21 protein-coding genes are annotated in these 25,173 nt (G+C 69.6%); 8 read left to right on the top strand and 13 right to left on the bottom strand.

Going from position 1 to position 25,173, the window contains the following annotated elements:
• Positions 1–401: 401 nt before the first annotated feature.
• Complete coding sequence (locus G6O69_RS00910; protein WP_255215667.1) at positions 402–1,079, top strand: helix-turn-helix transcriptional regulator; 678 nt, start codon at positions 402–404, stop codon at positions 1,077–1,079.
• Positions 1,080–1,581: 502 nt separating this feature from the next.
• On the opposite strand, the gene G6O69_RS00905 is transcribed toward G6O69_RS00910, so the two are convergent.
• The 6 genes from G6O69_RS00905 to G6O69_RS00880 all read right to left on the bottom strand — a co-directional run bounded on the left by G6O69_RS00905 (position 1,582) and on the right by G6O69_RS00880 (position 8,221).
• Complete coding sequence (locus G6O69_RS00905; protein WP_172301616.1) at positions 1,582–3,075, bottom strand: hypothetical protein; 1,494 nt, start codon at positions 3,073–3,075, stop codon at positions 1,582–1,584.
• A 144-nt stretch (positions 3,076–3,219) separates the two neighbouring features.
• Complete coding sequence (locus tag G6O69_RS00900) at positions 3,220–5,514, bottom strand: hypothetical protein (RefSeq protein ID WP_172301614.1); 2,295 nt, start codon at positions 5,512–5,514, stop codon at positions 3,220–3,222.
• 9 nt (positions 5,515–5,523) lie between these two features.
• The gene (locus tag G6O69_RS00895; RefSeq protein WP_172301612.1) at positions 5,524–5,832 is read right to left on the bottom strand and encodes a hypothetical protein; all 309 of its coding nucleotides are present in this window, start codon (positions 5,830–5,832) and stop codon (positions 5,524–5,526) included.
• Between the two features lie 159 nt (positions 5,833–5,991).
• Positions 5,992–6,561 carry a GNAT family protein gene (locus G6O69_RS00890; protein WP_217909741.1) on the bottom strand — a complete coding sequence of 190 codons (570 nt, stop codon included), beginning with the start codon at positions 6,559–6,561 and terminating at the stop codon, positions 5,992–5,994.
• 14 nt (positions 6,562–6,575) lie between these two features.
• A complete protein-coding gene (locus G6O69_RS00885) occupies positions 6,576–7,472 on the bottom strand; it encodes a PQQ-binding-like beta-propeller repeat protein (RefSeq protein WP_172301610.1) in 897 nt (298 codons plus the stop codon).
• Positions 7,460–8,221, bottom strand: coding sequence for a Stp1/IreP family PP2C-type Ser/Thr phosphatase (locus G6O69_RS00880; RefSeq protein ID WP_172301608.1), 762 nt, complete (start codon positions 8,219–8,221; stop codon positions 7,460–7,462). Before G6O69_RS00880 ends, G6O69_RS00885 begins: the two co-directional genes overlap by 13 nt.
• A 332-nt stretch (positions 8,222–8,553) precedes the next feature.
• On the opposite strand from G6O69_RS00880, the gene G6O69_RS00875 reads away from it, so the two are divergent.
• A complete protein-coding gene (locus G6O69_RS00875; RefSeq protein WP_172301606.1) occupies positions 8,554–9,852 on the top strand; it encodes a CinA family nicotinamide mononucleotide deamidase-related protein in 1,299 nt (432 codons plus the stop codon).
• A gap of 115 nt (positions 9,853–9,967) precedes the next feature.
• Complete coding sequence (gene recA, locus G6O69_RS00870) at positions 9,968–11,104, top strand: recombinase RecA (RefSeq protein ID WP_172301604.1); 1,137 nt, start codon at positions 9,968–9,970, stop codon at positions 11,102–11,104.
• A 106-nt stretch (positions 11,105–11,210) separates the two neighbouring features.
• Here the strand turns inward: recA and G6O69_RS00865 are convergent, their stop codons facing one another.
• From G6O69_RS00865 to G6O69_RS00855, 3 genes are all read right to left on the bottom strand, one after another.
• Positions 11,211–12,080: an extensin family protein gene (locus G6O69_RS00865; protein ID WP_172301602.1), complete on the bottom strand. Its 870-nt coding sequence runs from the start codon at positions 12,078–12,080 to the stop codon at positions 11,211–11,213.
• A 173-nt stretch (positions 12,081–12,253) separates the two neighbouring features.
• Positions 12,254–13,651 carry a DNA repair protein RadA gene (gene radA, locus G6O69_RS00860; protein ID WP_172301600.1) on the bottom strand — a complete coding sequence of 466 codons (1,398 nt, stop codon included), beginning with the start codon at positions 13,649–13,651 and terminating at the stop codon, positions 12,254–12,256.
• Between the two features lie 149 nt (positions 13,652–13,800).
• Positions 13,801–14,376, bottom strand: a complete 576-nt coding sequence (locus G6O69_RS00855; protein ID WP_172301598.1) for a hypothetical protein — start codon at positions 14,374–14,376, stop codon at positions 13,801–13,803.
• A gap of 622 nt (positions 14,377–14,998) precedes the next feature.
• Between G6O69_RS00855 and G6O69_RS00850 the strand changes: the two genes are divergently transcribed.
• Genes G6O69_RS00850 through G6O69_RS00840 form a run of 3 tightly spaced genes read left to right on the top strand, consistent with a single transcriptional unit; the run spans position 14,999 to position 18,458 of the window.
• Positions 14,999–17,293, top strand: a complete 2,295-nt coding sequence (locus G6O69_RS00850; RefSeq protein ID WP_217909739.1) for a molybdopterin cofactor-binding domain-containing protein — start codon at positions 14,999–15,001, stop codon at positions 17,291–17,293.
• Positions 17,290–17,802, top strand: a complete 513-nt coding sequence (locus G6O69_RS00845) for a (2Fe-2S)-binding protein (RefSeq protein ID WP_172301594.1) — start codon at positions 17,290–17,292, stop codon at positions 17,800–17,802. Before G6O69_RS00850 ends, G6O69_RS00845 begins: the two co-directional genes overlap by 4 nt.
• Entirely contained in the window at positions 17,799–18,458 is a 660-nt protein-coding gene (locus G6O69_RS00840) for an Isoquinoline 1-oxidoreductase subunit (RefSeq protein ID WP_172301592.1), read from the top strand. Before G6O69_RS00845 ends, G6O69_RS00840 begins: the two co-directional genes overlap by 4 nt.
• A 40-nt stretch (positions 18,459–18,498) precedes the next feature.
• On the opposite strand, the gene G6O69_RS00835 is transcribed toward G6O69_RS00840, so the two are convergent.
• Positions 18,499–19,404: an AraC family transcriptional regulator gene (locus tag G6O69_RS00835; protein WP_172301590.1), complete on the bottom strand. Its 906-nt coding sequence runs from the start codon at positions 19,402–19,404 to the stop codon at positions 18,499–18,501.
• A 169-nt stretch (positions 19,405–19,573) separates the two neighbouring features.
• Here G6O69_RS00835 and G6O69_RS00830 point away from each other — a divergent pair, with 169 nt between their 5' ends.
• Entirely contained in the window at positions 19,574–20,569 is a 996-nt protein-coding gene (locus tag G6O69_RS00830; RefSeq protein ID WP_172301588.1) for an aldo/keto reductase, read from the top strand.
• Between the two features lie 133 nt (positions 20,570–20,702).
• Here G6O69_RS00830 and G6O69_RS00825 read toward each other — a convergent pair whose 3' ends face one another.
• Both G6O69_RS00825 and G6O69_RS00820 read right to left on the bottom strand, forming a co-directional pair.
• A complete protein-coding gene (locus tag G6O69_RS00825; RefSeq protein ID WP_172301586.1) occupies positions 20,703–22,037 on the bottom strand; it encodes a cytochrome P450 in 1,335 nt (444 codons plus the stop codon).
• Between the two features lie 82 nt (positions 22,038–22,119).
• On the bottom strand, positions 22,120–23,079 hold the full coding sequence (locus G6O69_RS00820) for a hypothetical protein (protein ID WP_172301214.1): 960 nt from the start codon (positions 23,077–23,079) through the stop codon (positions 22,120–22,122).
• A 143-nt stretch (positions 23,080–23,222) separates the two neighbouring features.
• Here G6O69_RS00820 and G6O69_RS00815 point away from each other — a divergent pair, with 143 nt between their 5' ends.
• Complete coding sequence (locus G6O69_RS00815; RefSeq protein WP_172301584.1) at positions 23,223–24,131, top strand: Fe-S cluster assembly protein HesB; 909 nt, start codon at positions 23,223–23,225, stop codon at positions 24,129–24,131.
• A gap of 3 nt (positions 24,132–24,134) precedes the next feature.
• On the opposite strand, the gene G6O69_RS00810 is transcribed toward G6O69_RS00815, so the two are convergent.
• On the bottom strand, positions 24,135–25,127 hold the full coding sequence (locus G6O69_RS00810) for a hypothetical protein (RefSeq protein ID WP_172301582.1): 993 nt from the start codon (positions 25,125–25,127) through the stop codon (positions 24,135–24,137).
• Between the last annotated feature and the right edge of the window lie 46 nt (positions 25,128–25,173).

The following is a 25,173-nucleotide window of genomic DNA, read 5'->3' as shown; positions in this document are numbered from 1 at the left end:
CAAGCACAGACAGACGAGTAGAGAGAGCGGGCGATCTTCGGGTCGCCCGCTCTCTTTGTTTGTCTGTCTGTGCTCGGTCGTCTGCGTCCGGCTGGCTGGCTGGCTGATTGTGGGTTCGTTGTGGATCGTGCTGTGTAGCGAGGGTCGAGCGGCCGATGGGCGTGAACGGGCGCGGTCAATTTCGCGCTGGCATCGGTGCGCGATGGTTTGTCGCCGGTGCCCGACGGTGACGGACGGTTACGCCACGTTCGGGCTGGGCCCCATCCCGACCGAGCGGGCGTGGGCCCGCGAATTCGGCCTGTTTACGGCCAGCACGGAGGACGGGCGTCACCGGCTGGTGGTTCGTGGCGGAGACCCGCCGGTTGCACTGCGGTCCCTGACGGTCCGCCCTCCGGGGTTGCATGTTGTCCCTGCAAACGACGGGTCGAGACGACGACGACATCGCCTCCCTCCTCCTCCTCTTCTTCATCTTCATCACTCGCTTTCCAACGCAGGAGCTCATCATGGACACCAACACCGCCACCACCACCGCCGCCACCATCTCCATCACCAACCAGGTCCACATCCGCGTCGCCCGTGACGAGGACGCCGCTCGCATCAGCGCGGTGCTCGAGGCCCTCGGCTACAGCGTCCTGCGTGAGCTCGACGAGGGCGACGGCCCCGCGCGGCTGCGCTGGGCGGTGAGCCGCCTGGCTCGCACCCACAAGCTCACCGACCGCGAGCAGGACATCCTCGAGCTGGTGCTCAACGGCCGCAACAACCAGCAGATCGGCCGCGAGCTCGAGATCAGCCGGGCGACGGTGAAGTGGCACATGCACAACATCTTCGCCAAGACCAACACGGGCAACCGTGAGAGCCTGCTGCGCCTGGCCCTGCAGCTCGGCGGCAACGCCAACGGCGAGCTTGAGCATGCGCCGGTCTCGGCCGTGAAGCCGCTGTCGACCAGCATGCCGCGGCCGAGCACCAGCGTGGCTTCTTCGAGCAGCTGGGGCGCGAACGAGGACGTGACCTCGCGGGTGGACTTCGACCAGCCGCGCGTGCCCTCGGCGGACTCGGTCCCCTCCAAGAGCTACTACTAGGCCCCCCTCGTTGGGGCGTCGTTTGGGGCCGTGCACGTCCGCTGCTTCGCAGCGAACGCCCCCTCGCTGCGCGAGGGGGACGGGCTTCGAATGAGGTCTACGGTGCTGACGTAGTGACCCCCGGAGGGGGTCTGGTTAGGCCCCCCTCGTTGGGGCGTCGTTTGGGGCCGTGCACGTCCGCTGCTTCGCAGCGAACGCCCCCTCGCTGCGCGAGGGGGACGGGCTTCGAATGAGGTCTACGGTGCTGACGTAGTGACCCCCGGAGGGGGTCTGGTTAGGCCCCCCTCGTTGGGGCGTCGTTTGGGGCCGTGCACGTCCGCTGCTTCGCAGCGAACGCCCCCTCGCTGCGCGAGGGGGACGGGCTTCGAATGAGGTCTACGGTGCTGACGTAGTGACCCCCGGAGGGGGTCTGGTTAGGCCGTCTGGTTTCGCCCTCCAGAGAGGGATCGTTGGCTCTGCGAAGATTTGTCTTCGTGGGGCCGTTGGTCTTGGTTTTGGGGACTCAGCGGGTCTCGACGAGCTCGAGGCGGTGGACGAGGCCGGGGAGGCCGTGGGCGAGCTGGTCGTCGGTGCTCTGCTCGGCGGGGGCGCTGCCTTCGGCGGGGCCGCGGCACAGCAAGGTGCCGTCGAGCTGAGCGGCGCAGGGGGAGTCGATGGCGACGACGTCGTGGATGCGGCCGAGGGGGCGGGTGTCGATGCGCTGGATGGGCTCGTGTTCGCAGTTGAACTGGGCGGCGCCGATGAGCGAGCAGCCGCAGGCGCGCTGCTCGCAGCCTTCGACGGTCCAGGTCTCGGGCTTGGTCTCGGCTTCGGTCTCGGCCTTCGTGGGTTTGGCGACGCAGGTCCACTGGCTGCCGGCATGGACGCACAGGCGGTTGGTCCACTCGGCGATGGCGTCGGCGTCCTCGATCGCGAGGCCCTCGACCTCGCGCAGGCCGGTGGCCCGAGACCAGCACGAGACCTTGCCCTGGTGCAGGGCGCAGCCTTGCTCGGTGTCGCTGTCGGGGAGCAGGTCCACGACCTCGCGCAGGGCGTGGCTGGGATCTCCCAGGGGGATCAGCGGGGTGAACTCGAGGGCGTCGATGGTCCTGGCGGGGGCGCTGGGGCAGCTGGGGGCGCCGGCGCTGTCGATGACGCAGCCGCCTGCGAGGGCGCGCAGGTGGCCGAGGGCGGTGAGCTCGACGGGGTCTTGGCCGGGGAGCCAGCACCAGGCCTCGCCCTCGCCGTCGCGGATGCAGCTGCGCATGCCGGCGCACTCGAGCTCGACGGCCGGGGGGAGGCCGGGGACCCGGGGCAAGGTCGTGCTGGTGCTCGCGCCGCAGTGGACCGCGCCGGTCTTGGTGCGCGCGCAGACCATGGAGCGGCGCGCGGGAGCGCCGGTGCACAGCTCGGCGATCTCGAGCTCGGCGGGGTTCTTCTCCGGCAGGGCAGCCGGCGGGTCGAGGAGGCGCAGGGAGGCGAAGGCGTCCTCGATGCCCTTCCACTGGTCGGCCGAGCGGGGCATGCGGCAGTGGACGACCACGCGGGCGTCGGGGGTCGGGCCGGCGATGGTGCGCACGCGCCCACGCAAGGTGCCGTGGGTGTAGTCGAGCTGCTCGTCACCGGCGAGCTCGAAGGCGTCGGCCTGGTTCGGGGCCGCGACGACGCCCTTGGGCATGGGCCCGGTGCCCTGGCGGCGCAGCTCGATGGCGCAGATCGGCATGAAGGCCGGGTGCTCGCTGGGCCGGTAGGCGAAGGCGAAGTTGGGCTCGTCCTCGTCGAGGCGCTGCCAGTCCGAGGGCACGGTGATCTCGACCCCCGCGGCGCGCAGCTGGTTGCCGTCGACCGCGATGGGCTCGGGCCTGGGCAGCTCCTCGGGGTCGACCTTGCGCGCGCCCGAGGCGTCGAGTGGGTCCTTGGCCTTGCATGCGCCGGTCAGCGTGCACAAGGCGAGGGGGAGGGCAAAGGAGAGGGGGGCGGCGAAGGTGAGGGCGCGGCGGCGCTGCGCGTAGACCATGGCCGCGACGATATCCGCCTTGCTGCACGGGCTCCAGGCGCGCGCTCGGCGGGTCGACTGCCCACGGTGGGGGCAGGGTGCGGGGGTGCGGGGGCGCTCGCGGTGCGTGGAAAACCCTGCGACGCGCTGGGCTTCCTCGCCGCTCTAGCGCCCCAGCGGGCGGTACAAGACGCCCGACGCCAGCATCCAGCAGCCGCTTTGAGGGTCGCAGTCGAGCTGGCCGCCGCGCAGCGCCGCCGAGACGATCAGCAGACGCTCGAGCTCGCCCTCGGCCTGGCTGTAGAGCGCGAGCTGGTCGTCGGCCTTGTACTGCGAGAGCACGGCCAGGCTCTTGCCGTCACCGAGCTCCTCGCCGGGCTGGTAGCCGTCGACGTGCGTCCAGCTGCGCCCGCCGTCGGTCGAGCGCTCACCGCCGACCTCGACGCCGCCGCCGCGGACCTTCAGGCGCCGGCTGCTGGGGCTGGGGCCGGCGAGCACGAAGTGGCGCCCGCCGTCCTCGCTGTACATCAAGGTGGGCGGGTCGTAGCGCCCGCCAGCGACCTGGATCCACACGAGCTCACCCTCGGCGGCGAGGTCGATGACGGGCCGCGAGATGCCGGTGACCACGGGCTCCCACTCGCCGCTGCCGCCCACGCTGCGCAGCAGCTCGCCGCCCGAGGCCGCGGCGTAGACGATGCCCGAGGCCTGGTAGAGCGCGACCCAGTTGGCCGCGGGGAGATCTTCGGTCACGGGCAGCCACACGGGGGAGTCGGCCTTGGCCGCGAGCAGGGTGTTCTTGCCGGCGGCGAGGCGCAGCTTGTCGCTCACGACCATCACGGTGTTGAAGCGCGGCTTGCCGACGAACTCGCCGTCGAACCACGACCCGCCGCCGTCGAGGGAGGTGAGCAGGCGGCTGCCGTTGGTCGCGACGAGGATGTCGCCGACCACGTCGAAGGCGCTCGCGCCCTTGCGACCCAGGGCCAGGCCGCTGGCTGCGGCCCACCCGGCCCCGCCGTCGCGGGTCAGGGCCACGAGGCCGTCGTCGCCCATGGCCATGCCGACCTCGCCGTCGAAGGTCAGCGCGCGCACGTTGGGCAGCCCCTCGGGGGTGCTGATCTCGGCGTCGTAGCGGCAGGCCTCGCCGTCGAGGGGGCCGTCGTCGTCGCAGGGCTCGAGCTTGCCCGGGAGTTCGAAGGCCTCGGTCTCGCTCCAGCTGGTCCCGTCGGCGCTGGTCAGGAACACGCGCCCGTCGCTAGCCAGGAAGTTGCCGCCGATGGCGCCGACCCAGTTGAAGTTCTTGCCGGCGGGGGCCTCGGCATAGTCCCAGTTCTTGCCGCCGTCGTTCGAGTAGATCAGCGTGCCCTTGGCCCCGACGATCACCATGTTGTCGCCGTCGATGACCCCGTCGGTGAGGTCCGTGGAGCCCTGCCAGCGCTGGTCGACCCAGCTGCTCCCGTCCTTGGACAGGGCCACGGCGCCGCCCTTGCCCACGGCGTAGTAGGGTCCGCCGGGCCGCCCGAAGATCGAGCCGACCGACTTGAAGTTCACGGGCAGGCGGGCGGAGATCCAGCTCTCGCCGCTGTCGCGGGTCAGGGCCACGGCGCCGCGGCTCTCGACGGCGAACTCCTCGCCGATGCCAAAGGCGGTGCCGGAGACCGAGCAGACCACGCCCTTGGCCTTGCCGACCTTGGAGATCGAGCAGCTGCCGGCGCTGGTCAGGTAGGTGCGGCCGTCGCCGAGCTGGGGCAGGGCCTCGAGCTCGGTCCACGCGCTGCCGTCGGTGGTCCCGTAGCCCTTGCGGCCGGACCAGGCGAGCACGGCCCCGTTGAGCTCGGCGAGGGTCTTGGGCTTGAACTTGTCGGGCATCCACCCGGCCCCGCCGACCTCGCCCTCGCGGGTGTAGCGGGCCCAGCCGCCGCGCTTGCCGATGGTGATCACGCCGATCTTCGCGGCGAGCACGTCGATGAGGTCGTCCTCGCTCAGGCGCGGGAGCCGGCGCCAGCGCAGGCCGTCGTCGGAGATCGAGATCGCCCCGGGGTAGAGGACCACGTAGGGCCCGCCCGAGTAGCCGGTGACGTCGACGACGCGATCGTCGGCCTTGGTCCAGCGCCAGCTCGCGCCCCCGTCCACGCTCAGCCCGACGTGGCCATCCTTGCTGGCGACGATCGCCTCGTCGTCCGAGATGACCTCGCCGACGACGATCGGCGCGTTCATGAAGGCGTGCAGCGGCGACCAGCGCTTGAAGCGATCGGGCCCGGTGATCGGATCCGGCGGCGGGGCGGGGGCCTTGGCGACCTCGCCCTCCGCCTCGCCGGCCTTGGCCTCGCCCTCGCCAGCGTCGCCTTCACCGGCCGCGGTCTCGCCGGCCGCCGGGGCATCCTCCGCGTCGTCGCTGTCGCCACAGGCGAGGGTCAGGCTCGCCACGAGGGCGAGGGGGACCAAGTTGAGCTTCGCGCGCACCACGGGAGCTTAGCCGAAGTCGAACATCTGCTTGAGCTTCTGCAGCCCAGCCGGGTCGTTGGTCTTGATCTTGCCCCGGGCGATGTCGATGGGCCCCGGCAGCTTGCCCTTGACCACCATGTTCACGAAGATCTTCTCGTCGGTCTTGAGGATCACGTCCGCGTTGTCGACGGTCTTGCCCGCCTCGACGACGCAGCTGTCCCCGACCTTGACCGTGTACTTGTGGTTGTCGATGGAGAAGTAGTAGACGGCCGGTTTGTCGGCCGAGCCCGCTTTGTAGCGGCGCGGCATCTCGTCGAAGATCTGCTTGACGTCCATGGGGTTCCTCGCCGGCACCCTATCTCAGGGCGAGGCCAAACAGAGGTGAGTCTGCTCTCAGCTGGATCGCCCGCGATCTTGGCGAGCCATGCCGAGCCGCCGCGACCGTGGGATGAAAAATGCTGCGCCAAGCCCGCGAGCCGCCGCGATGTGTGGGGGCTAGGAGCGGCCGCGCCACTCTTGCTCGAGCAGCGCGTAGATCCACGAGTCACACCACTCGCCGCTCAGCCACCAGTTCTCGCGCAGGTGGGCCTCGCGGCGCATGCCTTGCTTCTCGAGCACCCGCGCCGACGCGGGGTTGCGGGGGTCGATGTCTCCCCAGATCCGATGCAGGCCGAGGGTGTCGAAGCCAAAGCCGAGGATCGTCGTCACGGCCTCGCTGACGATCCCCTTGCCCCACAGATCTCGACGGAGCACGTACCAGACCTGGGCGTCGCGGTGCTCGGCCCGCTCGATGCCCAGGCCCACGCGGCCCAGGAAGCGGTCCTCGTCTCCCATGGTGATCGCGAGATCGTAGACCCGCCGCGGCTGAGCCTGGGCCTGGGCGACGCTGCGCTCCAAGTAGGTCCGGCTCTCCGCCTCGTCCTTCACGTCGGAAGACTGGTAGCGAGTCACCTCGGGGTCGCCGTCGATGGCCCGGGCGTCTCGCCAGTCCTCGACCGCCAGCTCGCGCAGGGTCAGGCGATCCGTCTTCAGCGTCACCGGGTAGATCGTGGGCAGCTCGGCCATGGCGCGGCAGTCTATCAACGCTCGAAGACCACGAGGCGGTTCGGTCGCGTGTGCGCGACGTAGAGGCGCTGCCCGTCCGGCGAGAGCGCGACGCCTCGCGGCAGCGCGGCGGGGCCGAGGGCGGCGGTCGAAGTGACGCTGCCTGTCGAGAGATCGATCGCCGCGACCACGGCTCCCTCGGGCGCGCCGCCGCTGCCACAGGCGACGAAGGCCGCGGTCGCGTCCTGCGAGATCGCCAGCGCCGTCCCGTAGCGCAGCGCGGGCACGAGGGGCTGCTGCGCCCCGGTGGCGAGGTCGTAGGTGAAGAGCAGGGCGTGATCGAGGGTGCCGAAGAGGCGGCCGTCCGACGCGAAGGCGAGCGCGCTGGTGCGTGCCTCCGGCGGGTCCGTCCACCGCGGCGTGCAGGTCTCGGTGTCGAGCAACATCGTCTGTCCGTTGGTCGTCGCGACCGCGAGCGACGCCCCGTCGGGCGAGAGCGCCAGGGCGCAGATGCTGCCCTGGGCCTCCCAGCGCTGGAGCTCGGCGCCCGTGGCCGCGTCCCAGCAGCGCAGCGTGTTGTCGAAGGGCGACTTGTCGCTGCTGCCCCCGCTGTAGAGCTTCGTGCCCTCGGGAGAGAACACGGCCCGGGCGACGTCTCGCTTGTGGCCTTTGAAAGCCTGCGCGCGCTTCCAGCTGCTCGTGTCCCAGGTGGTGAGCCCGGTCGCGCCGGCGGCGACGCGCTGCGAGTCGGGCGAGAAGCACAGCGCCGCGGGGCGTCTGCCGACGTGCCGCGCCTCGAGCTCGTCGAGGGTCCGGGCGTCGCGGACCCGCAGCTTCTTGTCGTCGCCCGTCGTCGCTACCCACCGGCCGTCGGGTGAGCAGGCGAGCGAGAGGGGGGCGTCCGCGAGGTCGAGGCTGCTCAGTACCTGCACTCGACAACCATCGCGGTGATGTTGTCGGTGCCGCCCGCAGCGTTGGCCGCGTCGATCAGCTCGCTCACGCCCGCCTCGAGATCCGAGGCGCCCTCGACGATCCCCTGGATCTCCTCGTCGGTGAGCATCCCCGAGAGCCCGTCGGAGCACAGCACGAAGCGGTCGCCGTCTTGGATCTCCCACTTGTTGATGTCGACGACGACGTTCTCGCGCATGCCCAGCGCCCGGGTGATCACGTTCTTGTGCGGGAAGTTGCGGGCCTCTTCCTCGGTCATGTCGGGCCGCGCGTCCTTGTAGTCCTCGAGCAGCGAGTGGTCGCGGGTGAGCTGCTTGATCTCGCCCTTGCGCACCCGGTAGACCCGCGAGTCGCCGACGTGGGCGACGTAGGCGTGGTCGCCGTTGATCAGGCAGCTGACCACCGTCGTCCCCATGCCGCGGAGGTTGGGCTCGCTCTGCGACTTTTGGTAGATGCGCAGGTTCGACAGGCGCACGCCAGCGACGAGTCGGTTCTCGACGTAGCTGAGGTTGTGATCGTAGCGATACGGCCAGGTCGCGTCGGCGTCGCGCGAGTGGGCGTAGAACTCACCGACGACGTCCGCGGCGAGCTTGCTCGCAACCTCGCCGCAGGCATGACCACCCATGCCGTCGGCGACGATGAAGAGCTGCTCGTCCTCGATCAGCGCGAAGTAGTCCTCGTTGTGAGTCCTCTTCATGCCGACGTCGGTTTTGGCCGCGTAGCGGATTCGCACAGCGGAAAAATCTTAGACGAGGTTGAGGGAAAAGGAATAGCGAGTCGGTCGGGTTTCCAACTTGGTCCGTGCGTCCTCCCTGATCGGGCCGCCGAGGTGGTCGCTGTGACACCAGCAGAGATCCCTTGGTCTCCAAGATCACGGGAACAACACCCCCTGACGGCCCAAATTGCTCCCAGGCCCCAGCCAAGGCTGGTGTGCGTGTTGACCGCGGTCTGTTCGCGGCTGTCCGTGCCTTGAATTTGCCCCGGGAGCGGCCCAAGCTCCGGGTCTGCTCACCGACCACCCTGTGGGCTTGACATATGCTCAGTGGTCGGCGAGCTTGAGCCACGATGAGCCGCGTTCAGGCACAGCTGCTGACGATCGGTGACGAGCTACTGGCCGGCGACATCATCGATCGTCACAAGGCCTGGCTGGGTCAGCGCTGTCGCGCGCTGGGCATCGAGGTCGTGGGCGCAGCCACGGTACGCGACCGCCGCGAGGAGATCGTCGCGGCCATGACCCAGGCTGCGAGTCGAGCGCAGCTGTGTCTCGTCACCGGGGGTCTCGGCCCGACCACGGACGATCTCACCGCCCAAGCTGCGGCGAGCGCGGCCGGGGTCGAGCTCGAGCGCCGCCCCGAGCTCGCCGAGCGCCTCGAGGCTTTCTTCGCGTCTCGCGGCCGCGCGCTGCTCGAGACCAACCTCAAGCAGGCAGATCTCCCCGCTGGCGCAGAGGTGCTCGACAACCCGATCGGCACGGCGGCCGGCTTCGCCGTGGACATCCAGGGCTGCCTGCTCTTCGCCATGCCCGGCGTCCCTCGCGAGGTGCACAAGATGATGCGCGAGCAGGTCGAGCCGCGGATCAGCGCTCGCTTCGCGCTCACGCCGGTGCCCCGCCGGGTCTACCGCGCCATCGGCCGCGGCGAGTCCTCGGTCCAGCAAGACGTGCATCAGCGGATCGAGGCGGCCCGCCAGCGCTCGCCCGGCCTCGCCAATGTCTTCGTCCACTACCGCGCCCGCTACCCCGAGGTTCAGCTGATCCTCGAGGCCACGCCCGGGCCCGATGGCGCGGCCGCCAGCGCCGAGGAGCTCGCCAGCCTCGACCCCGAGCTGTGCGCGGCCCTGGGCCGGGCCGTGTTCGCCGTCGGCACCCAAGATGGCCCGGCGGAGATCGGCCCGCAGCTGGTTCGCCACCTCGTCGAGTCCGGGCAGACCCTGGCCACCGCCGAGTCCTGCACCGGCGGGGGCGTGGGCGAGGCGATCACCGCCGTGCCCGGCTCCTCCGCCATCTATCTCGGCGGGGTGATCGCCTACGCCAACACGGTCAAGCAGCGTCAGCTCGGCGTGCCCGCGCAGCTCCTCGAGGCGCAGGGCGCGGTCTCCGAGCCCGTGGCCCGAGCCATGGCCGAGGGCGCCCGCGCGGCCCTGGGCAGCGACATCGCCGTGGCGACCACCGGCATCGCCGGCCCCGGCGGGGGCAGCGAGGACAAGCCGGTGGGCACCGTCGACATCGCCGTCGCCAGCGAGCGGGGCACCACCTACAAGCGCCTGCGCCTGTTTGGTGACCGCGCGCAGGTCCGCCGGGGCGCCGTCTCCTGGGCGCTCAAGCTCGTCTGGGATCACCTCGAGCTCGGCCACCGCGTCGACTGAGCCGCCCCGCTCACGTTCATCCCCCTCTCCCTTCCCCTTGTCTGGCTCGGACAACGCAGCGAGCCCAACCCGCGCTAGGGTGCGCACCGAACCTCAGAACAGGATCTCCAAGACCATGGCCAAGCCCGTCCCCGTCAGCAAGCAGCAAGATCAGCGCGGCGCCGCGATCGACCTCGCCCTCGCCACCATCGAGAAGCAATTCGGCAAGGGCTCGATCATGCGCCTCGACGCCGAGGGCAAATTGCCCGGCCAAGACGTGCCGGTGGTGCCCACGGGCTGCCTGGGCCTCGACATCGCCCTGGGCGTCGGCGGCCTGCCGCGCGGGCGGATCATCGAGATCTACGGCCCGGAGTCCTCGGGTAAGACCACCCTCACCTTGCACGTGCTCGCCGAGGCCCAGCGCCAGGGCGGCGTGTGTGCCTTCATCGATGCCGAGCACGCTCTCGACGTCTCCTACGCCCGCAAGATCGGCGTGAAGACCGAGGATCTGCTGGTCTCTCAGCCCGACTACGGCGAGCAGGCCCTCGAGATCTGCGACATGCTCGTGCGCTCTGGGGCCATCGACGTGATCATCGTCGACTCCGTCGCCGCGCTCACCCCCAAGGCCGAGCTCGAGGGCGAGATGGGCGACAGCCACGTCGGCCTCCAGGCCCGGCTCATGAGCCAGGCGCTGCGCAAGCTGACCGGCTCGATCTCGCGTAGCCGGACCATGGTCATCTTCATCAACCAGCTGCGCTCCAAGATCGGCGTGATGTTCGGCAGCCCCGAGACCACCACCGGCGGCAACGCGCTCAAGTTCTACTCGTCCGTGCGCCTCGACATCCGCCGCATCGGCAAGATCAAGCAGGGCGATCAGGTCACCGGCAACCGCACCCGGGTCAAGGTGGTCAAGAACAAGCTCGCCCCGCCCTTCCGCGAGGTCGAGTTCGACATCAACTTCGGCGAGGGCGTCAGCCGCGAGGGCATGCTGATCGACCTTGCCGTCGACGCCAACGTCCTCGACAAGGCCGGCGCCTGGCTCAGCTACAAGGGCGACCGCATCGGCCAGGGCCGCGAGAACGCCAAGAACTTCCTGCGCGAGAACACCGACATGTTCGCGGCGATCGAGACCGAGGTGCTCGGCAAGCACGGGCTCTCGCGTGGGCCGCAGGCGGTCATCGAGGGCGGCCGCGCCGAGCCCGAGCCGTCGCCGAAGGAAGCCAAGATCGTCCGCGGGAAGACCTCCGCGGCCAAGAAGTCGCGCAAGTCCTAGTCGCGCGAGTTCTAGTCGCGCGAGCGCGCCGCAGCGCGCAGCGCGACAGTCTTCGTGGGACGGAGCGCCGGGAGAGAGGCCGGTGCTTCGTCCCTTTTTTTTCGCCTCAGGGCCGCGAGCCGTCGACGCGATAGCGAGCGAGGTCCATGTGGATGTGGTTGTGGTGCAGGCGGTCGAAGTAGGGCGTGACGACCACCGAGAACACCTCCTCGTCGTAGAGCCGGTTGGCGAGGGCGCGCAGGAACTCGCTTTGGGGGCTGGGCGGCTCGTCGAGCTCGGGCTGAAAGTCGGCCTTGACGTCGGCGGACTCGCCGTTGGCGAAGTGGAAGGTCTTCAGGTCGATGCCGTTGGCGAAGCTGTGCTCGCTGAGCATGTCGTAGTTGACCATCTCGCGGCAGTTGTAGGTGCCGATGTGGTCGATGGCGGTGATCCGCGAGCCCATGATGCGGTCGGCCTCCTCCTGGGCGACGCGCTCGAAGTCGGCGAGGGCCACGGCCATGGTGCAGGTCAGCAGCGGGTTCGAGCTGTAGGCGATCTTGCCGGGGCCGCGGCGGAAGCGGACGACCTGGTGGGCCCCGCAGGTGTAGACGCCGTCGCGCTTCTTGCCCACGCCGATGCGCGCGGGTTTGAAGGAGACGCCGGCCTGCTGGAGGCGATCTTCGCAGTCGTCGAGGGGCTCGGGCGGCCCGATGACGGCGTCGTTGTCGGGGTCGAGGTCGGCGTGGCCCCAGGACACGCGCTGGGGCTGCGTGGGGGCCTCGGGGGCTTGGCTGTCGTCACCGCTCGAGTCGAGCGCGGGAGCCTGCTCGGGATCTGGAGCGAGCTCCGGAGGAGACTGTGTGGGCGTGGGCGTGAGGGCAGCGGCGGCGGGGGGCTCGATGCTGGGATCCTCGGGGGTGCTCGTGCGCGAGCCGTCACAGCCGAAGAGCGTTGGCACGAGGACGAGCAGCAGACGCGCAGGGGACGACCGGTTCACGGGCATGGTGGGAGAACGGCTGGGTGCGCGACGGAGGTCTACCCGCAGCGCCGATCGAGCTCACATGTGACGGTAGCGAGAAAATCAGCCGCGATGGAAGTCCTCGCCGCCCATGCGCGTCGGCCCGCGCGCTTCCCCGGGGCAGGGCAGGGCAGGGCAGGGCTGGGTGGGGCTCAAAAACAGCGCTCGATGGCCTCGGACACGGTATGCACGGCCACGCAGTCGATCTTGGCTGCGTCCGCTGGGGCTCCGGCCTCGAGCTTGGCGTGGGGCACGATCGCGCGCGTGAAGCCCAGGCGCGCGGCCTCGGCCAGGCGCTCACCCAGGCGTGGAACCCGGCGCAGCTCGCCCGTCAGCCCGACCTCGCCGATGGCCAGGGTGCCCCGGGGGATCGGCTTGCGCATGTGCGAGCTGGCCACGGCCAGGAGTACGGCGAGGTCGGCCGCGGGCTCGCTCAGGCGCAGGCCGCCGGCGACGTTCACGAACACGTCCTGGTCGACGACGAAGAGCCCCGCGTGACGGTCGAGCACGGCCAGGAGCATGGCGAGGCGGGCCGGGTCGGCGCCGACGCAAGTCCGCCGCGGGGAGCCGCCGGGGCTGGGCCCGAGCAGCGCCTGGACCTCGAGCAGCAGCGGCCGCGAGCCCTCGAGGGAGGCGGTCACGGCCGAGCCGATGGCCTCGCCCGGGTGGTCGGCGAGGAAGGCCTCGCTGGGGTTGGCGACCTCGCTCAGGCCGACGCCGGTCATCTCGAACACGCCGAGCTCGGCGGTGCTGCCAAAGCGGTTCTTGGTGGCTCGGAGCATGCGGGTGGCTCGCTCGTCGTCGCCCTCGAAGCTGAGCACGGCGTCGACCATGTGCTCGAGCAGGCGCGGGCCGGCGAGCTGGCCGTCCTTGGTGACGTGGCCGACGACGATCACCGGGACGCCGCGGCCCTTGGCCCAGCTCAGCAGGTGCCCGGTGACGCTGCGGATCTGGCTGATGTTGCCGGGCAGGCCGTCTTGGGCGTCGCTGTAGACCGTCTGGATCGAGTCGACCACGAGCAGGTCCGGGCGGCGCTCGGCGGCGGCGTCGAGGATCGACTCGATGCGGGTCTCGGCCAGGAGCAGCAGGCGCTCGTCGTGGGTGGAGAATTTTCCGCCGCGCAGGCGGGCGGCCCGTCCGGCGACCTGGGCCACGGACTCCTCGCTGCTGGCGTAGAGCACGGTGGAGCCGCCGGCGACCACGGCCGCGCAGGCCTGGAGCAGCAAGGTGGACTTGCCGATGCCCGGGGCGCCGCCGACGAGGACCACGCTGCCGGGGACCAGCCCGCCCCCGAGCACGCGGTCGAGCTCGCCGATGCCCACGCGCAGCCGAGACTGGCGCTCGGCCTGGGCTTGGGCCTGGGTGACCGGGACGACCGTGGCCTCGCTGGTGGCGCTGCGCAGGACCACGCGCTCGCCGGCGGTCGGGCGGTCGACGACCTCCTCGATGGTGTTCCACTCGCCGCAGCTGGGGCACTGGCCGAACCACCCGCGGGTGGTTGCGCCACAGGCGGTGCACTGCCAGCTGGTCTTTTGCTTGCGCTTGGCCATGAGCGCGTCAGTGTACGCGCCACGGCGCCTCGCACCAGTGGGCGCGCGAGGCGGGAGCGGCCCGTGAACGGGCAGACTTCGATCACGCTGCGGCCGAGCTTCGAGCCACTTGGTACTCGAAGCCCGGCCGCGACGCGCACTGGCGCGGATCAGTACTCGTAGCAGACGTCGTCGGCGAAGAACTCCTGGCCGCCGAAGCCGAAGAAGTTGATGGAGGTGCCGCTGGTCGGGATGATCTCGACCGCGCCATAGACTCCACCGAAGAAGGAAACCTCGCTCACGGAGATCTGGCAGCCGCCGATGACGGTGCCGTCGAGGTCCATGAGGTCGTCGGTGTTGTAGAAGTCACCGTTGACGACGAAGTTCACGTTCCCGCCGAGGTCGGCGTAGAGGAACTTCGCGCTGTCGGCCGCGCTGTTGGGGAACACGTAGGTGTTGATGTTGTTGAGGTTGACTTCGGGCGCAGTGCCGTTGGCGTAGTTGGAGGCCACGATGGTGGCGGTGCCGGCGTAGGTCGTGGTCCCGCTCGACCACTCGAAGGGCTGATAGAGGATGGTGGAGGTGCCGGTCGCAGCGAAGCCGCCCACGGCGTAGCTCGTGCTCACGCCAAAGGTGGAGTAGTCGATGCAAGCCGAGGCCGCGGAGGCCGAGCCCGCGGCGAGGGTGAGCACACCGGCGGTCAGGACAGGGAGGAGCGCGCGAGTAATGAGGCTCTTGGTCTTCATGGTTTTGTAATGTGAAGGATGTGTCTGATGATTTGAAGTCTAAAATGCATGCTTTGTCGGTGTGCATGTGTGAGCGTTCTTTGTGTTGCTGAAATGTCCTGTGTCTGATTTGTCTCTCGCTCTCGAATGTGTCGTGACTTTCTTGGCTGGTCCTGCGCGCGAGAGTGAAATGTGTGTATGGTCGACATGGTGATATTCATCGTGGCATTGCAGCGCTTCGCCTGGACATCGGCGTGTAGTCTTTGCGCTCGACTTTTGGTTCAATTCTCGGAAGGAGGGGAGGCGGCCGAGTGATGGGCTGGGCCTTCGCGGGTAGGCCTGCTCGAGCCACGAAGAGCAGGCGAAGAGGGCGCCGCGCAGGCGAGTGGTGGAGGTGGTGGCCTGGCACTGCTTGTCATCCGGGGGGAGGGGGTGCTAAGGCAAACGGGATGATCGCCCGGCGGTACCGGATCGCGTTTGCGAGGATTGGGCAGCTCGTTGAGAGAAACGAGCTGGTCCTCGCGGAGGTCGAGGTGTATTTGCCGACGGCCCAGCCCTGGGAGGACGCCATGGACAGCACTGTTTTTTCATCCTTCTCTCACGGCGCCGCCGGAGGGACGCCCGCGCTCGAGGAGCCGCGTACATGCCGGTGACGATGCAGCGCCGCGCCTTCATGGCTGGCCTGGCCGGCGGAGCCTTCGTGCTCGGCCTGACCCTCGGGCGGGACGCGGACGCGGCGTCGCCCTCGTTGACCAAGGTCCGAGGCGGGGACGCGACGCCTTCTTTGTTCATCGCGATCACCTCGGCGGGCGTGGTCGAGCTGACCTGTCACCGCTCGGAGATGGGTCAGCAGGTCTGGAACGCCATGGCGCAGATCCTCGCCGAGGAGCTCGGCGCGGACTGGGATCGGATCGAGATCATCCAGGCCGAGGGCCACCCGCGCTACGGCGACCAGAACACCGACGGCTCGCGCTCGGTCCGCAACAATTTTCATCGCCTGCGCGTCGCCGGGGCGGCCATGCGCCTGATGCTGATCCGCGCGGCGGCCAAGCAGTGGAAGGTGACGGCCAAGGCCTGCCGCGCCGAGCTCGGCGAGGTGATCCACGACGCGAGCGGGCGACGCCTGGGCTACGGCGAGCTGGCCGCGGGCGCGGCCGAGCAAGCCATCCCGAGCCTGAAGGACGCCGAGGCCGCGCTCACGCCCCGGGAGAAGTGGCGCTACATCGGCGCGCCCCTGCCTTCGCTGACGGTCCCCAAGATCGTCCGCGGCCAGGGCACCTTTGGCGTCGACGTGCGCCTGCCGGGCATGCTCTACGCCGTCGTCGCCCGCCCGCCGCAGGTGCTCGGGCGGCTGCGCAGCTTCGACGACGCGGCGAGCAAGCAGATCCCCGGCGTGGTCGCCAGCGTCGAGCTCCCCGAGGCCAAAGCGCCGGTGTCCTTTCAGCCCCTGGGCGGCGTGGCGATCGTCGCGCGCGACACCTGGGCGGCGATCCGCGGGCGCGAGGCCCTCGTGCTCGAGTGGGAGCCGGGGCCAAACGCCGACTACGACTCCGAGGCCTACGCCGAGCTGCTCTTCGAGCAGGTCCGTCAGCCGGGCGAGGTCCGGCGCAAGCGCGGTGACGTCGACGCGGCGCTCGCCGGGGCGAGCAAGCGGATCGCTGCGGAGTACTACGCGCCCCACCTGGCGCACTCGGTGATGGAGCCGCCGGCCGCGACCGCGCGCTGGAGCGAGTCTGGCGACGCGGTCGAGTGCTGGGCGGCGGTCCAGTCGCCTCAATCTGCGCGCTCGGCCGTGGCCGCGATGTGCGGGCTGCCCGAGGACGAGGTGACGATCCACGTGACCTGGCTGGGCGGCGGCTTTGGGCGCAAGGCCAAGCCGGACTTCGTGGTCGAGGCGGCGCTCGTCGCCCGGGCCGCGGGCGCGCCGGTCAAGCTGATGTGGACGCGCGAGGACGAGCTCCAGCACGGCTACTATCACACGGTCAGCGCCCAGCGCCTCGAGGGAGGCCTCGACGAGCAGGGCCGCTGCGTGGCCTTCTTGCACCGCACCGTGTTTCCGCCGATCGCCTCCACCTTCATGGAAGGGGCGAGCAAGGCCAGCTGGGGCGACATGCGCCAGGGCGCCTCGGACACGCCCTTCGACGTGCCCAACCTCCAGCTCGAGTCCGGCGAGGCCCCCGCCAAGGTCCGGATTGGCTGGATGCGCTCGGTTGCGAACATCTACCACGCCTTCGCCGTGCAGAGCTTCGCGGCCGAGCTCGCCGCCGCCGCGGGCCGGGATCAAAAAGACTACCTGCTCGAGCTCATCGGCGCGCCGCGGACCATCGATCCCAACACCGAGGGCGCCCAATACGACAACTACGGCAGCCCGATGGCCGACTACCCCATCGACACCGGCCGCCTCGCCAATGTGGTGAAGCTCGCCGCCGAGATGGCCGGCTGGGGTCGCGCGCTGGCCAAGGGCCACGGCCTGGGCATCGCGGCCCACCGCTCCTTCGTGTCCTATGTGGCCACGGTGGTCGAGGTCGCCGTCGACGACCAGGGCGAGCTGGTGATCCCCGGGGTCTGGTCGGTGATGGACGCGGGCACCGTGGCCAACGTCGACCACGCGGCCTCGCAGCTCGAGGGCGGGACCTTGTTCGGCCTGTCCAACGCGCTCTATGGCCAGATCACCGCGAAAAATGGGGTGATCGAGCAGGACAACTTTCCGCGCTGGCGGCTGATGCGGATGCCCGAGGCGCCGCGCCACATGGAGGTGAAGATCGTCGCCTCCGACGCGCCGCCGGGCGGGGTCGGGGAGCCGCCCACGCCACCGGCCGCGCCGGCCCTGGTCAACGCGATCTTCGCGGCCACCGGCCAGCGGATCCGTCGCTTGCCGGTGTTCGATACCAGCCGCCGCGATCGCCTCGTGGCCGCCGATTCAGGAGACGAAGGATGAGCGTGAAGCTGCGAGTCAACGGTCAGGATCACGAACTCGAGGTCGATCCCGAGACCCCGCTGCTGTGGGTCCTGCGCGATCACCTTGGCCTGACCGGGACCAAGTATGGCTGCGGCGTCGCCCAGTGTGGCGCGTGCACGGTCCACGTCGACGGGGCGCCGCGGCGGGCCTGCGTGGCGCCGGTCGCCAGCGTCGCCGGTCGCCAGGTCACCACCATCGAGGGCGCCTCCGGGCCGCATGCCGAGGCCGTGCGCGCCGCCTGGGAGGGCCTCGACGTCCCCCAGTGCGGCTACTGCCAGTCGGGCCAGGTGATGAGCGCCATCGCCTTGCTCGAGCGCGTGCCCGCGCCGAGCGACCAGGACATCGACCACGCGATGAGCGGGAACATCTGTCGCTGCGCCACCTATGTCCGCATCCGTCGGGCGATCCACAGCGCCGCCGAGTCCGTCGGTGGCGGTGGCGGGGGCGGCGAGGGAGCCAGCGACCACGAGGCGGAGGAGGGGCGATGAGCCGCGCTGCACCTTCGAGTCTGCTGTCGCCGAGGCTTTCGGGGGCCCTGCTCGGGCTCTCGCTGGTGCTCTTCGCTGGTTGCCGAGACTCGGGGGAGCTCGAGAGCCCCGCGGAGGAGGCGGTCTTGCCCGCCGACAGTGGGCTGCGCTCGGTCGCCGACTTCACCGAGATCAGCGACGAGCGCGAGCGCTCCTTGGCGCTCTTCGCCGAGCTCGGCCAGGTGATCTCGCACCCGCGCTGCGTCAACTGTCACCCCGCCGGGGAGCGGCCGCTCCAGGGCGAGGCGGGCTTCCTGCATCAGCCCCTGGTGGTCCGCGGCGAGGACGGGCACGGGGCCGCCGCGATGCAGTGCGCCACCTGCCACGGCGAGGCCAACTACCTCAACGTGCCCGGCAACCCCAAGTGGCACCTGGCTCCCGCGGAGATGGCCTGGGAGGGCAAGTCGCTCCCGGAGATCTGTGCGCAGATCAAGGACCCCGCGCGCAACGGGGACATGAGCCTCGACCAGCTCGCGGAGCACATGGCCTACGACGAGCTCGTGGGCTACGGCTGGAAGCCGCCGGCGCAGCTCGAGCCAGCACCCGGCAACCAGGCGCTCTTTGGCCAGCTGGTCCGAGCCTGGATCGCCTCCGGGGCGCACTGCCCCGAGCCCTGAATAGCGAGCCTCGCCAGCCTGGCCAACCTCGCAGCGCCGCTCACCGAAAGCGGCGCACGTAGGTCCCCGGCGGCGCGCCAAACTGGCTCTTGAAGTCACGGGTGAAGTGCGAGGGCGAGGCGTAGCCGACGCTGGCGCCGGCCTCGGCCGCGCCCAGGCCCTCGCCCAGCATCAGCACCCGCGCGTGATGCAGGCGCAGGTGCTTGAGGTACTGCATCGGGCTCATGCGCACGATCTCGCGGAAGCGGTGGGCGAAGTGCGAGGGGCTCATGGCCACGTGGCGGGCGACCTCCTCGACGGTCAGGTGCTCGCCGAGGTGCGTCTGCAAGAAGCTGCGCGCCCGTTGGATGCGCTCGTCGTCGACGGCGGCGGCCCGGCGCAGCGAGGCGCCGGCGGGGCTGAGCAGCAGGTGGATCAGCAGCTCGCGCTCGGCGAGGGGCGCGAGCGCGCGCGTGGCCACTGGATCGTTCAAGCTGTCGATCAGCCGGGCGAGGGTGTCGAGCAGCCGCTGCTCGAGCTTGGCGACCACCGCCGGCTCTTCGATCTCGTCACGGTGGAAGCGGACGCCGGCGTCGACGAGGGCGAACACGGCCGCGGCGATGCGCTCCGGGGGCAGCTCGAGGGAGAGCGAGTAGTAGGGCTGCTCGGGGTGGGTGAGCTCGACGTGCGAGACGTAGCGGCGCTCGCCGGTGACCAGCAGATAGTCGCCGGGCTCGTAGGTCAGCCTCTGATCGCCAAAGTCGACGATCTTGCGGCCCTGGAGGATGACCGCCAGGGTGACCATGCGCGCCTCGGAGCGCTTGTTGGTCAGCGGGGCGTCGGCGCGGTAGAGCCACAGCCCGGGCAGCGCCGTGGCGTTGCGGCCCTGAGGCTGATCTTCGACGAGCGCGGAGACCTGGCGAAGGAGCTGACGAAGTGCGGCTTGCATCTCGCTCGCCGCCAGCATGACCGAGGGCCGTAGCCGACGTCCACGAGATCGTCACAGGAGGCAGGAACCCATCGCTATATCGCAGGATCGGGCAAGTTCGGGCTGCGGTGCCAGGACCGCAGGATCAGGCAAGAGCACAGATGTTCTCGCCCTGGCTGCCGTCGCAGCTTGGGTCAAGCTCGTGGGCATGACGAACACGATCGAACGCAGCCTCGGCAAGGATGGTCCCAAGCTCTTCCCCATCGGCCTGGGCTGCATGGGCATGAGCGACTTCTATGGCCCGGCCAGCGACGCGGAGTCCATCAAAGTCATCCACCACGCCCTCGACATGGGCGTCACCTTCCTCGACACCGCCGACATGTATGGCGTGGGCGCGAACGAGCGCCTCGTCGGCAAGGCCCTGGCGGACCGCCGCGACAAGGCATTTTTGGCCACGAAGTTCGCGATCGTCCGCGGCGAAGACGGCTCCTTCCAGGGCGTCCGCGGCGACCCGGCGTACGTCCGCGAGTCCTGCGACGCCAGCCTCCAGCGCCTGGGCGTCGACTACATCGATCTCTACTATCAGCACCGCGTCGACCCCAAGGTGCCGATCGAGGAGACGGTCGGGGCCATGGCCGAGCTCGTGAAGGCCGGCAAGGTCCGCCACCTCGGGCTGTCCGAGGCCGCGGCCGAGACCCTGCGCCGGGCCCACGCTGTCCACCCGATCACCGCGCTACAGAGCGAGCTCTCGCTGTGGACCCGGGATCTCGAGGCCACGACCGTGCGAGCCTGCGCCGAGCTCGGCGTCGCCTTCGTGGCCTACAGCCCGCTCGGGCGCGGGTTCTTGACCGGGGCGATCAACAAGGTCGACGACCTGGCCGAGAACGACTACCGGCGCAGCGCCGAGCGCCTGCAGGGCGAGAACTTCGACACCAACCGGGCGCTGGTCACCAAGCTCGAGAAATTCGCCGCGGCCCGCGACTGCAGTCCGGCTCAGCTCGCCCTGGCCTGGGTCCTGTCCCGCGGCGAGCACGTGCTGACCATCCCCGGGACGCGCAAGATCCATCGCCTCGAGGAGAACGCGAAGGCGGCCGAGATCACGCTGACGGCCGAGGAGCTCGCCACCCTCGACGAGCTCGCGCCGGCGGGGGCCTTCGCGGGCCTGCGCTACCCCAAGTCGAACATGTCGCTGATCAACGGCTGAGCAGGTTTGATCAGGCTTGATCAGGTTTGATCAGGTTTGGTCAGGTTTGATCAGGGCCGCGGGCGTGCGCGCGATGGCCCGAGCGCCGGTGCAGCGAGGCTGCATCGGCGCGGGTCCCCGCAAGGCGGCGGGCTCAGTCGCGCCAGCGCAGGGCGATGGCGACCTCGCCCGCGGGCCGCACGGTGGCCACGGGCTCGGGCTGGACGTCGGCGCCAGCGACCAGCTCGAACTCGGCGTTGCGCATCAGCGCGGCGATGATCACCGCGCTCTCGAGCAGCGAGAAGCTGTTGCCGATGCACACCCGCGGCCCGCCGGAGAAGGGCAGCCAGGCCCAGCGGTGGCGGTCTTTGACGGCCTCGGGGGCGAAGCGCTCGGGGTCGAAGCGCTCGGGGTCGGGCCACAGCGCGGGGTCGCGGTGGAGCAGCCAGAAGCTGGGCATGACCATGTCGCCGGGCTCGAGGGCGAAGCCGCCGATCTCCTCGTTGGCGATCACGTCGCGCATCACCGCGGCCGCGGCCGGGCGCAAGCGCAGGACCTCCTGCACGACCTGCTTGGTGTACTGCATGGCCATCAGCGTCTCGTAGCTCGGCGGCCCCGGGGGCAGGGCGTCGACCTCGGCTTGGAGCTTGGCGACCACCTCCGGCACGGGGGCGAGGAGCACGAACATCCAGGTCATGGTCAGCGCCGTGGTCTCGTGCCCGGCGAGGAACAAGGTCATCAGCTCGTCGCGCAGCGCTTTGTCGTCGAGGCCCTCGCCCGTGTCCTCGTCGCGGGCCTGGAGCAGCATGGACATCAGCGAGCCCTCGTCCTCGCCGCGGGCGAGGGCCCGGCGACCCTCGGCGATCAGCCGATAGATGACCGCGTCCAGGGACGCGCGCGTGCGCTTGAAGCGGATGTTGCTCGGGGTCGGTAGCCAGCGGGGGATCGGGACGTTGCCGAATTCCGAGAGGTCGATGAGCGCGCCCGAGAGCAGCTCGTAGGGGACCTCGGCGTGGGCGGTGATGCTGCGCCCAAAGAGCGTGGCCACGACCACGTCGAGGGTCAGCTTGGTCATCTCGCGGTGCGCGTCGAGGCGCCCGCCCTCGGGCATGCGCGCGCGCAGGTCGGCGATCCACTCGTCGGTGATCTCGACCATGGTGGTGGCGAGGCGCTGGAGGCTGCGCATGTGGAAGGCCGGCTGGGCCAGGCGCCGGCGCGCCTTCCAGTCGCTGCCCTCGAGGGTCACCAGGCCCATGCCCATGAGCCGGCGGACCGGATCGTAGGCGGAGCCCTTGACGAAGTTGGCGCGGTCCTCGAGCAGGACCTTCTGCATGTGCTCGGGCCGCGAGATGAGCACGACGTCACGGTTGAGCATGCGCATGCGGAACACCTCACCGAGCGCTTTGGCCTGAGACTCGACGAAGGGGAGGATCGCCGAGGGCTTGAGCTGCGCCGCGTGCCCGAGCAGGGGGAGGGCGCCAGGCGCCATGGGAGGGCGGGGGAGAGCGCTTGGAGTTCCCACCCGGGTATTGAACCACAGTGTCAGTCACGCGGTGGCGTGAACTGAGGGCTCACAACCAGGAGGTCCGAAACGCGTACCAGGAGTAGTAGGCGGTGAGCGCGCTCGAGTTGTTCGTGCACTCGGGCAGCCTGTGGCTCTGAACCGAAAAGAGCTTCCAGGCGGACACGACGTAGGTGAACGCGACATGGTTGCCGAGGTTGATGTGGTCCTCGCCGTAGTCGAGTTCGAAGTTGGTGGGTTGGCCAAGAGCGTTGCAGCATTCGACGGCTGCGCCGTCTAATTGGTTGCACGCACACGAGTTGGTCTCGAGGCCGGGGACTGGTGGGTCGGGGATCACGTTGTCGCCTGTGGCCGTGAGCGTGGCTCCGTCGCGGGAGGCGATGAGAGCGGGGTTGCTGGCTACCACGAGGGTCATCGAGTCGTAGTCGCAACGCTCATTTTCGATCCCGATGGCTGATCCGAGCTCGACCTCGATGCAGATTGGTGGGGAGACGTCATCTGCTTCCTCCACCTGATCCATGAGTTCGTCGGCCAGGCCTTGGCCATGGCGGACGTGGATGGTGTGAGGCGACTCGTCACAGTCACTGCAGAGGAGTCCGGTGCAGCTAGAGCCCCTGATTTCGAAGCCATTGGCGTCCCACTCGTAGCTGGTCGCCTTGATGCGGGTTGGGGGAGACGAGGGGCATTCCCCTCCGTTGTTCGTGCCCTGTGTGACGCCAAAGTGCAGGGGCTCGCGGATTTCGAGATATTCGCAAGCGCTGTAGTCGTCGCTCGTCTCGCCGCTGCTCTCGCTGTCGTCGCTGCTCTCACTCTCACTCTCACTCTCACTCTCACTCTCACTCTCACTCTCACCGCTCTCACCCTCACCAGCGCTCTCGCTCCCACTCGAGCCCGACTCCCCCTCGCCGCCGCTCTCACCCACCTCGCCAGCGCTCTCGCCAGCCTCGAAACCCTCATCGTCGAGCCCGTCTCCAAGGTTCTCGTCCTGCGAGAAAGCCGGGTTCGTCATGGTGCATGATGCACAGAGGACGGCGCCGAGCCCGGTGAAGTGAAGCGCATGCACACGCACCATGGGGGCGTTCTTACCATGTCGGCGACAACCCAGGTACGCGCCAACTTCGCGTCACGCTGGTGCGCGATTACCATGCACGCGTGCCGACTCGGAGCTTGCGAATCTCGGTCCCGACCCCCTACGACCTCGGCGTGGTCCTGCGAGGGCACGGCTGGGCTGGGCTGGCTCCACACGAGCTCGACGAAGAAAACCTGCGCAGCGCGCTGGATTTATCCGCAGTCTGTGGGCGAGGCCCCGTGGTCGACCTCGAGGTTGGGCAACGAACCCCGAGCGACGCGCTGCGTGTACGCGTGAGCGCTCGCCGGCCGCTCTCGCGCGAGCAGCTCGCCCATGTGCGTCGTGCTCTCGTTCGCAGCCTGGCCGTGGAGCTCGAGCTTCAGGAATTTTGGACGCGCTGCGACGCCGTCTCGCGCCTGGCCTGGGTCAGGCGTCAGGGGGCGGGACGGCTGATGTGCTCGCCGACCCTATTTGAAGACCTGCTCAAATTGCTGATGACCACCAACTGCGCGTGGTCCAACACCAAGGCCATGGTGAGGCGGACGGTCGAGGGCCTGGGTAGGCGCGCCCCCTCGGGCCGACGGGCCTTTCCCAGCGCCAAGGTCTGCGCGCGCGAGGACGAGAGCTTTTGGCGTGACGAGGTCCGCGTGGGCTATCGCGCGGGCCACTGCCGCGCCCTCGCCGAGGGCTTCGCCAGCGGTGGGCTCGAGGCCCGCCTGGATCCGAGCCTGCCCACGGTCGAGCTGCGTCGGCGGCTGCTCGCGCTGCCTGGCTTTGGGCCCTACGCCGTGGGTCAGGCGCTGCGCCTGCTCGGCCACTTCGACGACCTCGCCCTCGACAGCTGGGTGCGCAAGCGGGCGGCCGAGCTCCATGGCCTGAAGCCCGGCGACGACCGGGGGATCGCGGCCCGCTACGCGGAGTTTGGCCGCCACGCGGGGCTGGCCCTGTGGATGGACGTCACCGGGCCGGTGGGCGTGGGGGCCTCCGAGTGAGGCTCAGTCACCGGTGTAGTACATGAACCACGAGATGTCTTCGACGTCGTCACACAGCTGCCCATCTTGGGCCTGGGTGATCAGGAACTCGAAGTCGTACGTGTCCTGTTCGATGCTCTGGAAGGTGACCTGGGTGGGGACCTTTGGCGTCACCTCGACGCTGTTGACGTCGAGCACGCTGAAGGTCTTGATCCCCGGGCCATCTGCGCAGCAGTTGCTTCCGGAGCCGAGCTGGTCGCAGGGGCAGATGTCTTCTTGCAGCGGCTCGATGCTCTGCCAGTCGCTGACGTAACCATCCTTTGCCGTGCCTTCGGGGAAGTCTGCGTTACCACGGCCCACGGCGAACTTTGGCGGGGCGATCTGGGGCTCGATATCGAAGAATTTGACCGAGAGCGAGTTGTAGGCGCACATGCCATCGTATTCCCCGATGTACTCGTTGAATTCGACGATGTAGCAGGTCCCTTCGTTGCTCGTGGCGTAGTCCGGGACGCTGATGTTGACGGCGCCTAGAGGGTGCTCTCCGCTGCAATCGTCGCAGCCGATCCCTGTACAATGGCGAACCTTCCAAAAGTCATCGCTGGTGCCGCTGTAGGTCACGAAGAAGGGGTCCCCCGAGGGACAACCGTCGGCGAGATCGTCGGCGATCCCATACACGGGGTGCAGGGTCTCCTCGAGGTCGGGGTAGCAAAGCTCGACCCCGCTCTCACTGTCCGTGTCGGCGGTGCCGCCATCGGCGGTCGAGGTGCCATCATCGGCGGTGCCACCGTCGGCGGTCGAGGACCCGCCGTCGGCGGTTCCGCCTTCGCCGTTGGTCGTCGAGCCATCCGCAGAGCCGACCTCGTCGGCGGAGCCGCCGACCTCGTCGGCGCTCGCCTCTTCGCTGCCGTCTCCGCTGCCGTCGCCGTCGAAGTTCGGGTTGTACTGGTTGCAGGCGAGGAGCGGGAGGGTGAAGGGGAGGATGAGATGGAGCGCGCGAGGACAGGCCAAGGATTTCATGGTGGTCAAAAAGTAGCACCGTGGCGCGGGCTGTGGAGCGGGACGT

It is taken from the genome of Pseudenhygromyxa sp. WMMC2535 (genome assembly GCF_011083025.2).
Note: the sequence above shows the minus strand (reverse complement) of the source record. Positions and strands in the feature narration are given on the sequence as shown.

Excerpts from the sequence above, each read along its gene's own strand:
- G6O69_RS00910 (WP_255215667.1), top strand. The coding sequence starts at position 402 with ATGTTGTCCCTGCAAACGACGGGTCGAGACGACGACGACATCGCCTCC.
- G6O69_RS00905 (WP_172301616.1), bottom strand. The coding sequence starts at position 3,075 with ATGGTCTACGCGCAGCGCCGCCGCGCCCTCACCTTCGCCGCCCCCCTC.
- G6O69_RS00895 (WP_172301612.1), bottom strand. The coding sequence starts at position 5,832 with ATGGACGTCAAGCAGATCTTCGACGAGATGCCGCGCCGCTACAAAGCG.
- G6O69_RS00890 (WP_217909741.1), bottom strand. The coding sequence starts at position 6,561 with ATGGCCGAGCTGCCCACGATCTACCCGGTGACGCTGAAGACGGATCGC.
- G6O69_RS00875 (WP_172301606.1), top strand. The coding sequence starts at position 8,554 with ATGAGCCGCGTTCAGGCACAGCTGCTGACGATCGGTGACGAGCTACTG.
- recA (WP_172301604.1), top strand. The coding sequence starts at position 9,968 with ATGGCCAAGCCCGTCCCCGTCAGCAAGCAGCAAGATCAGCGCGGCGCC.
- radA (WP_172301600.1), bottom strand. The coding sequence starts at position 13,651 with ATGGCCAAGCGCAAGCAAAAGACCAGCTGGCAGTGCACCGCCTGTGGC.
- G6O69_RS00855 (WP_172301598.1), bottom strand. The coding sequence starts at position 14,376 with ATGAAGACCAAGAGCCTCATTACTCGCGCGCTCCTCCCTGTCCTGACC.
- G6O69_RS00850 (WP_217909739.1), top strand. The coding sequence starts at position 14,999 with ATGCCGGTGACGATGCAGCGCCGCGCCTTCATGGCTGGCCTGGCCGGC.
- G6O69_RS00845 (WP_172301594.1), top strand. The coding sequence starts at position 17,290 with ATGAGCGTGAAGCTGCGAGTCAACGGTCAGGATCACGAACTCGAGGTC.
- G6O69_RS00840 (WP_172301592.1), top strand. The coding sequence starts at position 17,799 with ATGAGCCGCGCTGCACCTTCGAGTCTGCTGTCGCCGAGGCTTTCGGGG.
- G6O69_RS00835 (WP_172301590.1), bottom strand. The coding sequence starts at position 19,404 with ATGCTGGCGGCGAGCGAGATGCAAGCCGCACTTCGTCAGCTCCTTCGC.
- G6O69_RS00830 (WP_172301588.1), top strand. The coding sequence starts at position 19,574 with ATGACGAACACGATCGAACGCAGCCTCGGCAAGGATGGTCCCAAGCTC.
- G6O69_RS00825 (WP_172301586.1), bottom strand. The coding sequence starts at position 22,037 with ATGGCGCCTGGCGCCCTCCCCCTGCTCGGGCACGCGGCGCAGCTCAAG.
- G6O69_RS00820 (WP_172301214.1), bottom strand. The coding sequence starts at position 23,079 with ATGACGAACCCGGCTTTCTCGCAGGACGAGAACCTTGGAGACGGGCTC.
- G6O69_RS00810 (WP_172301582.1), bottom strand. The coding sequence starts at position 25,127 with ATGAAATCCTTGGCCTGTCCTCGCGCGCTCCATCTCATCCTCCCCTTC.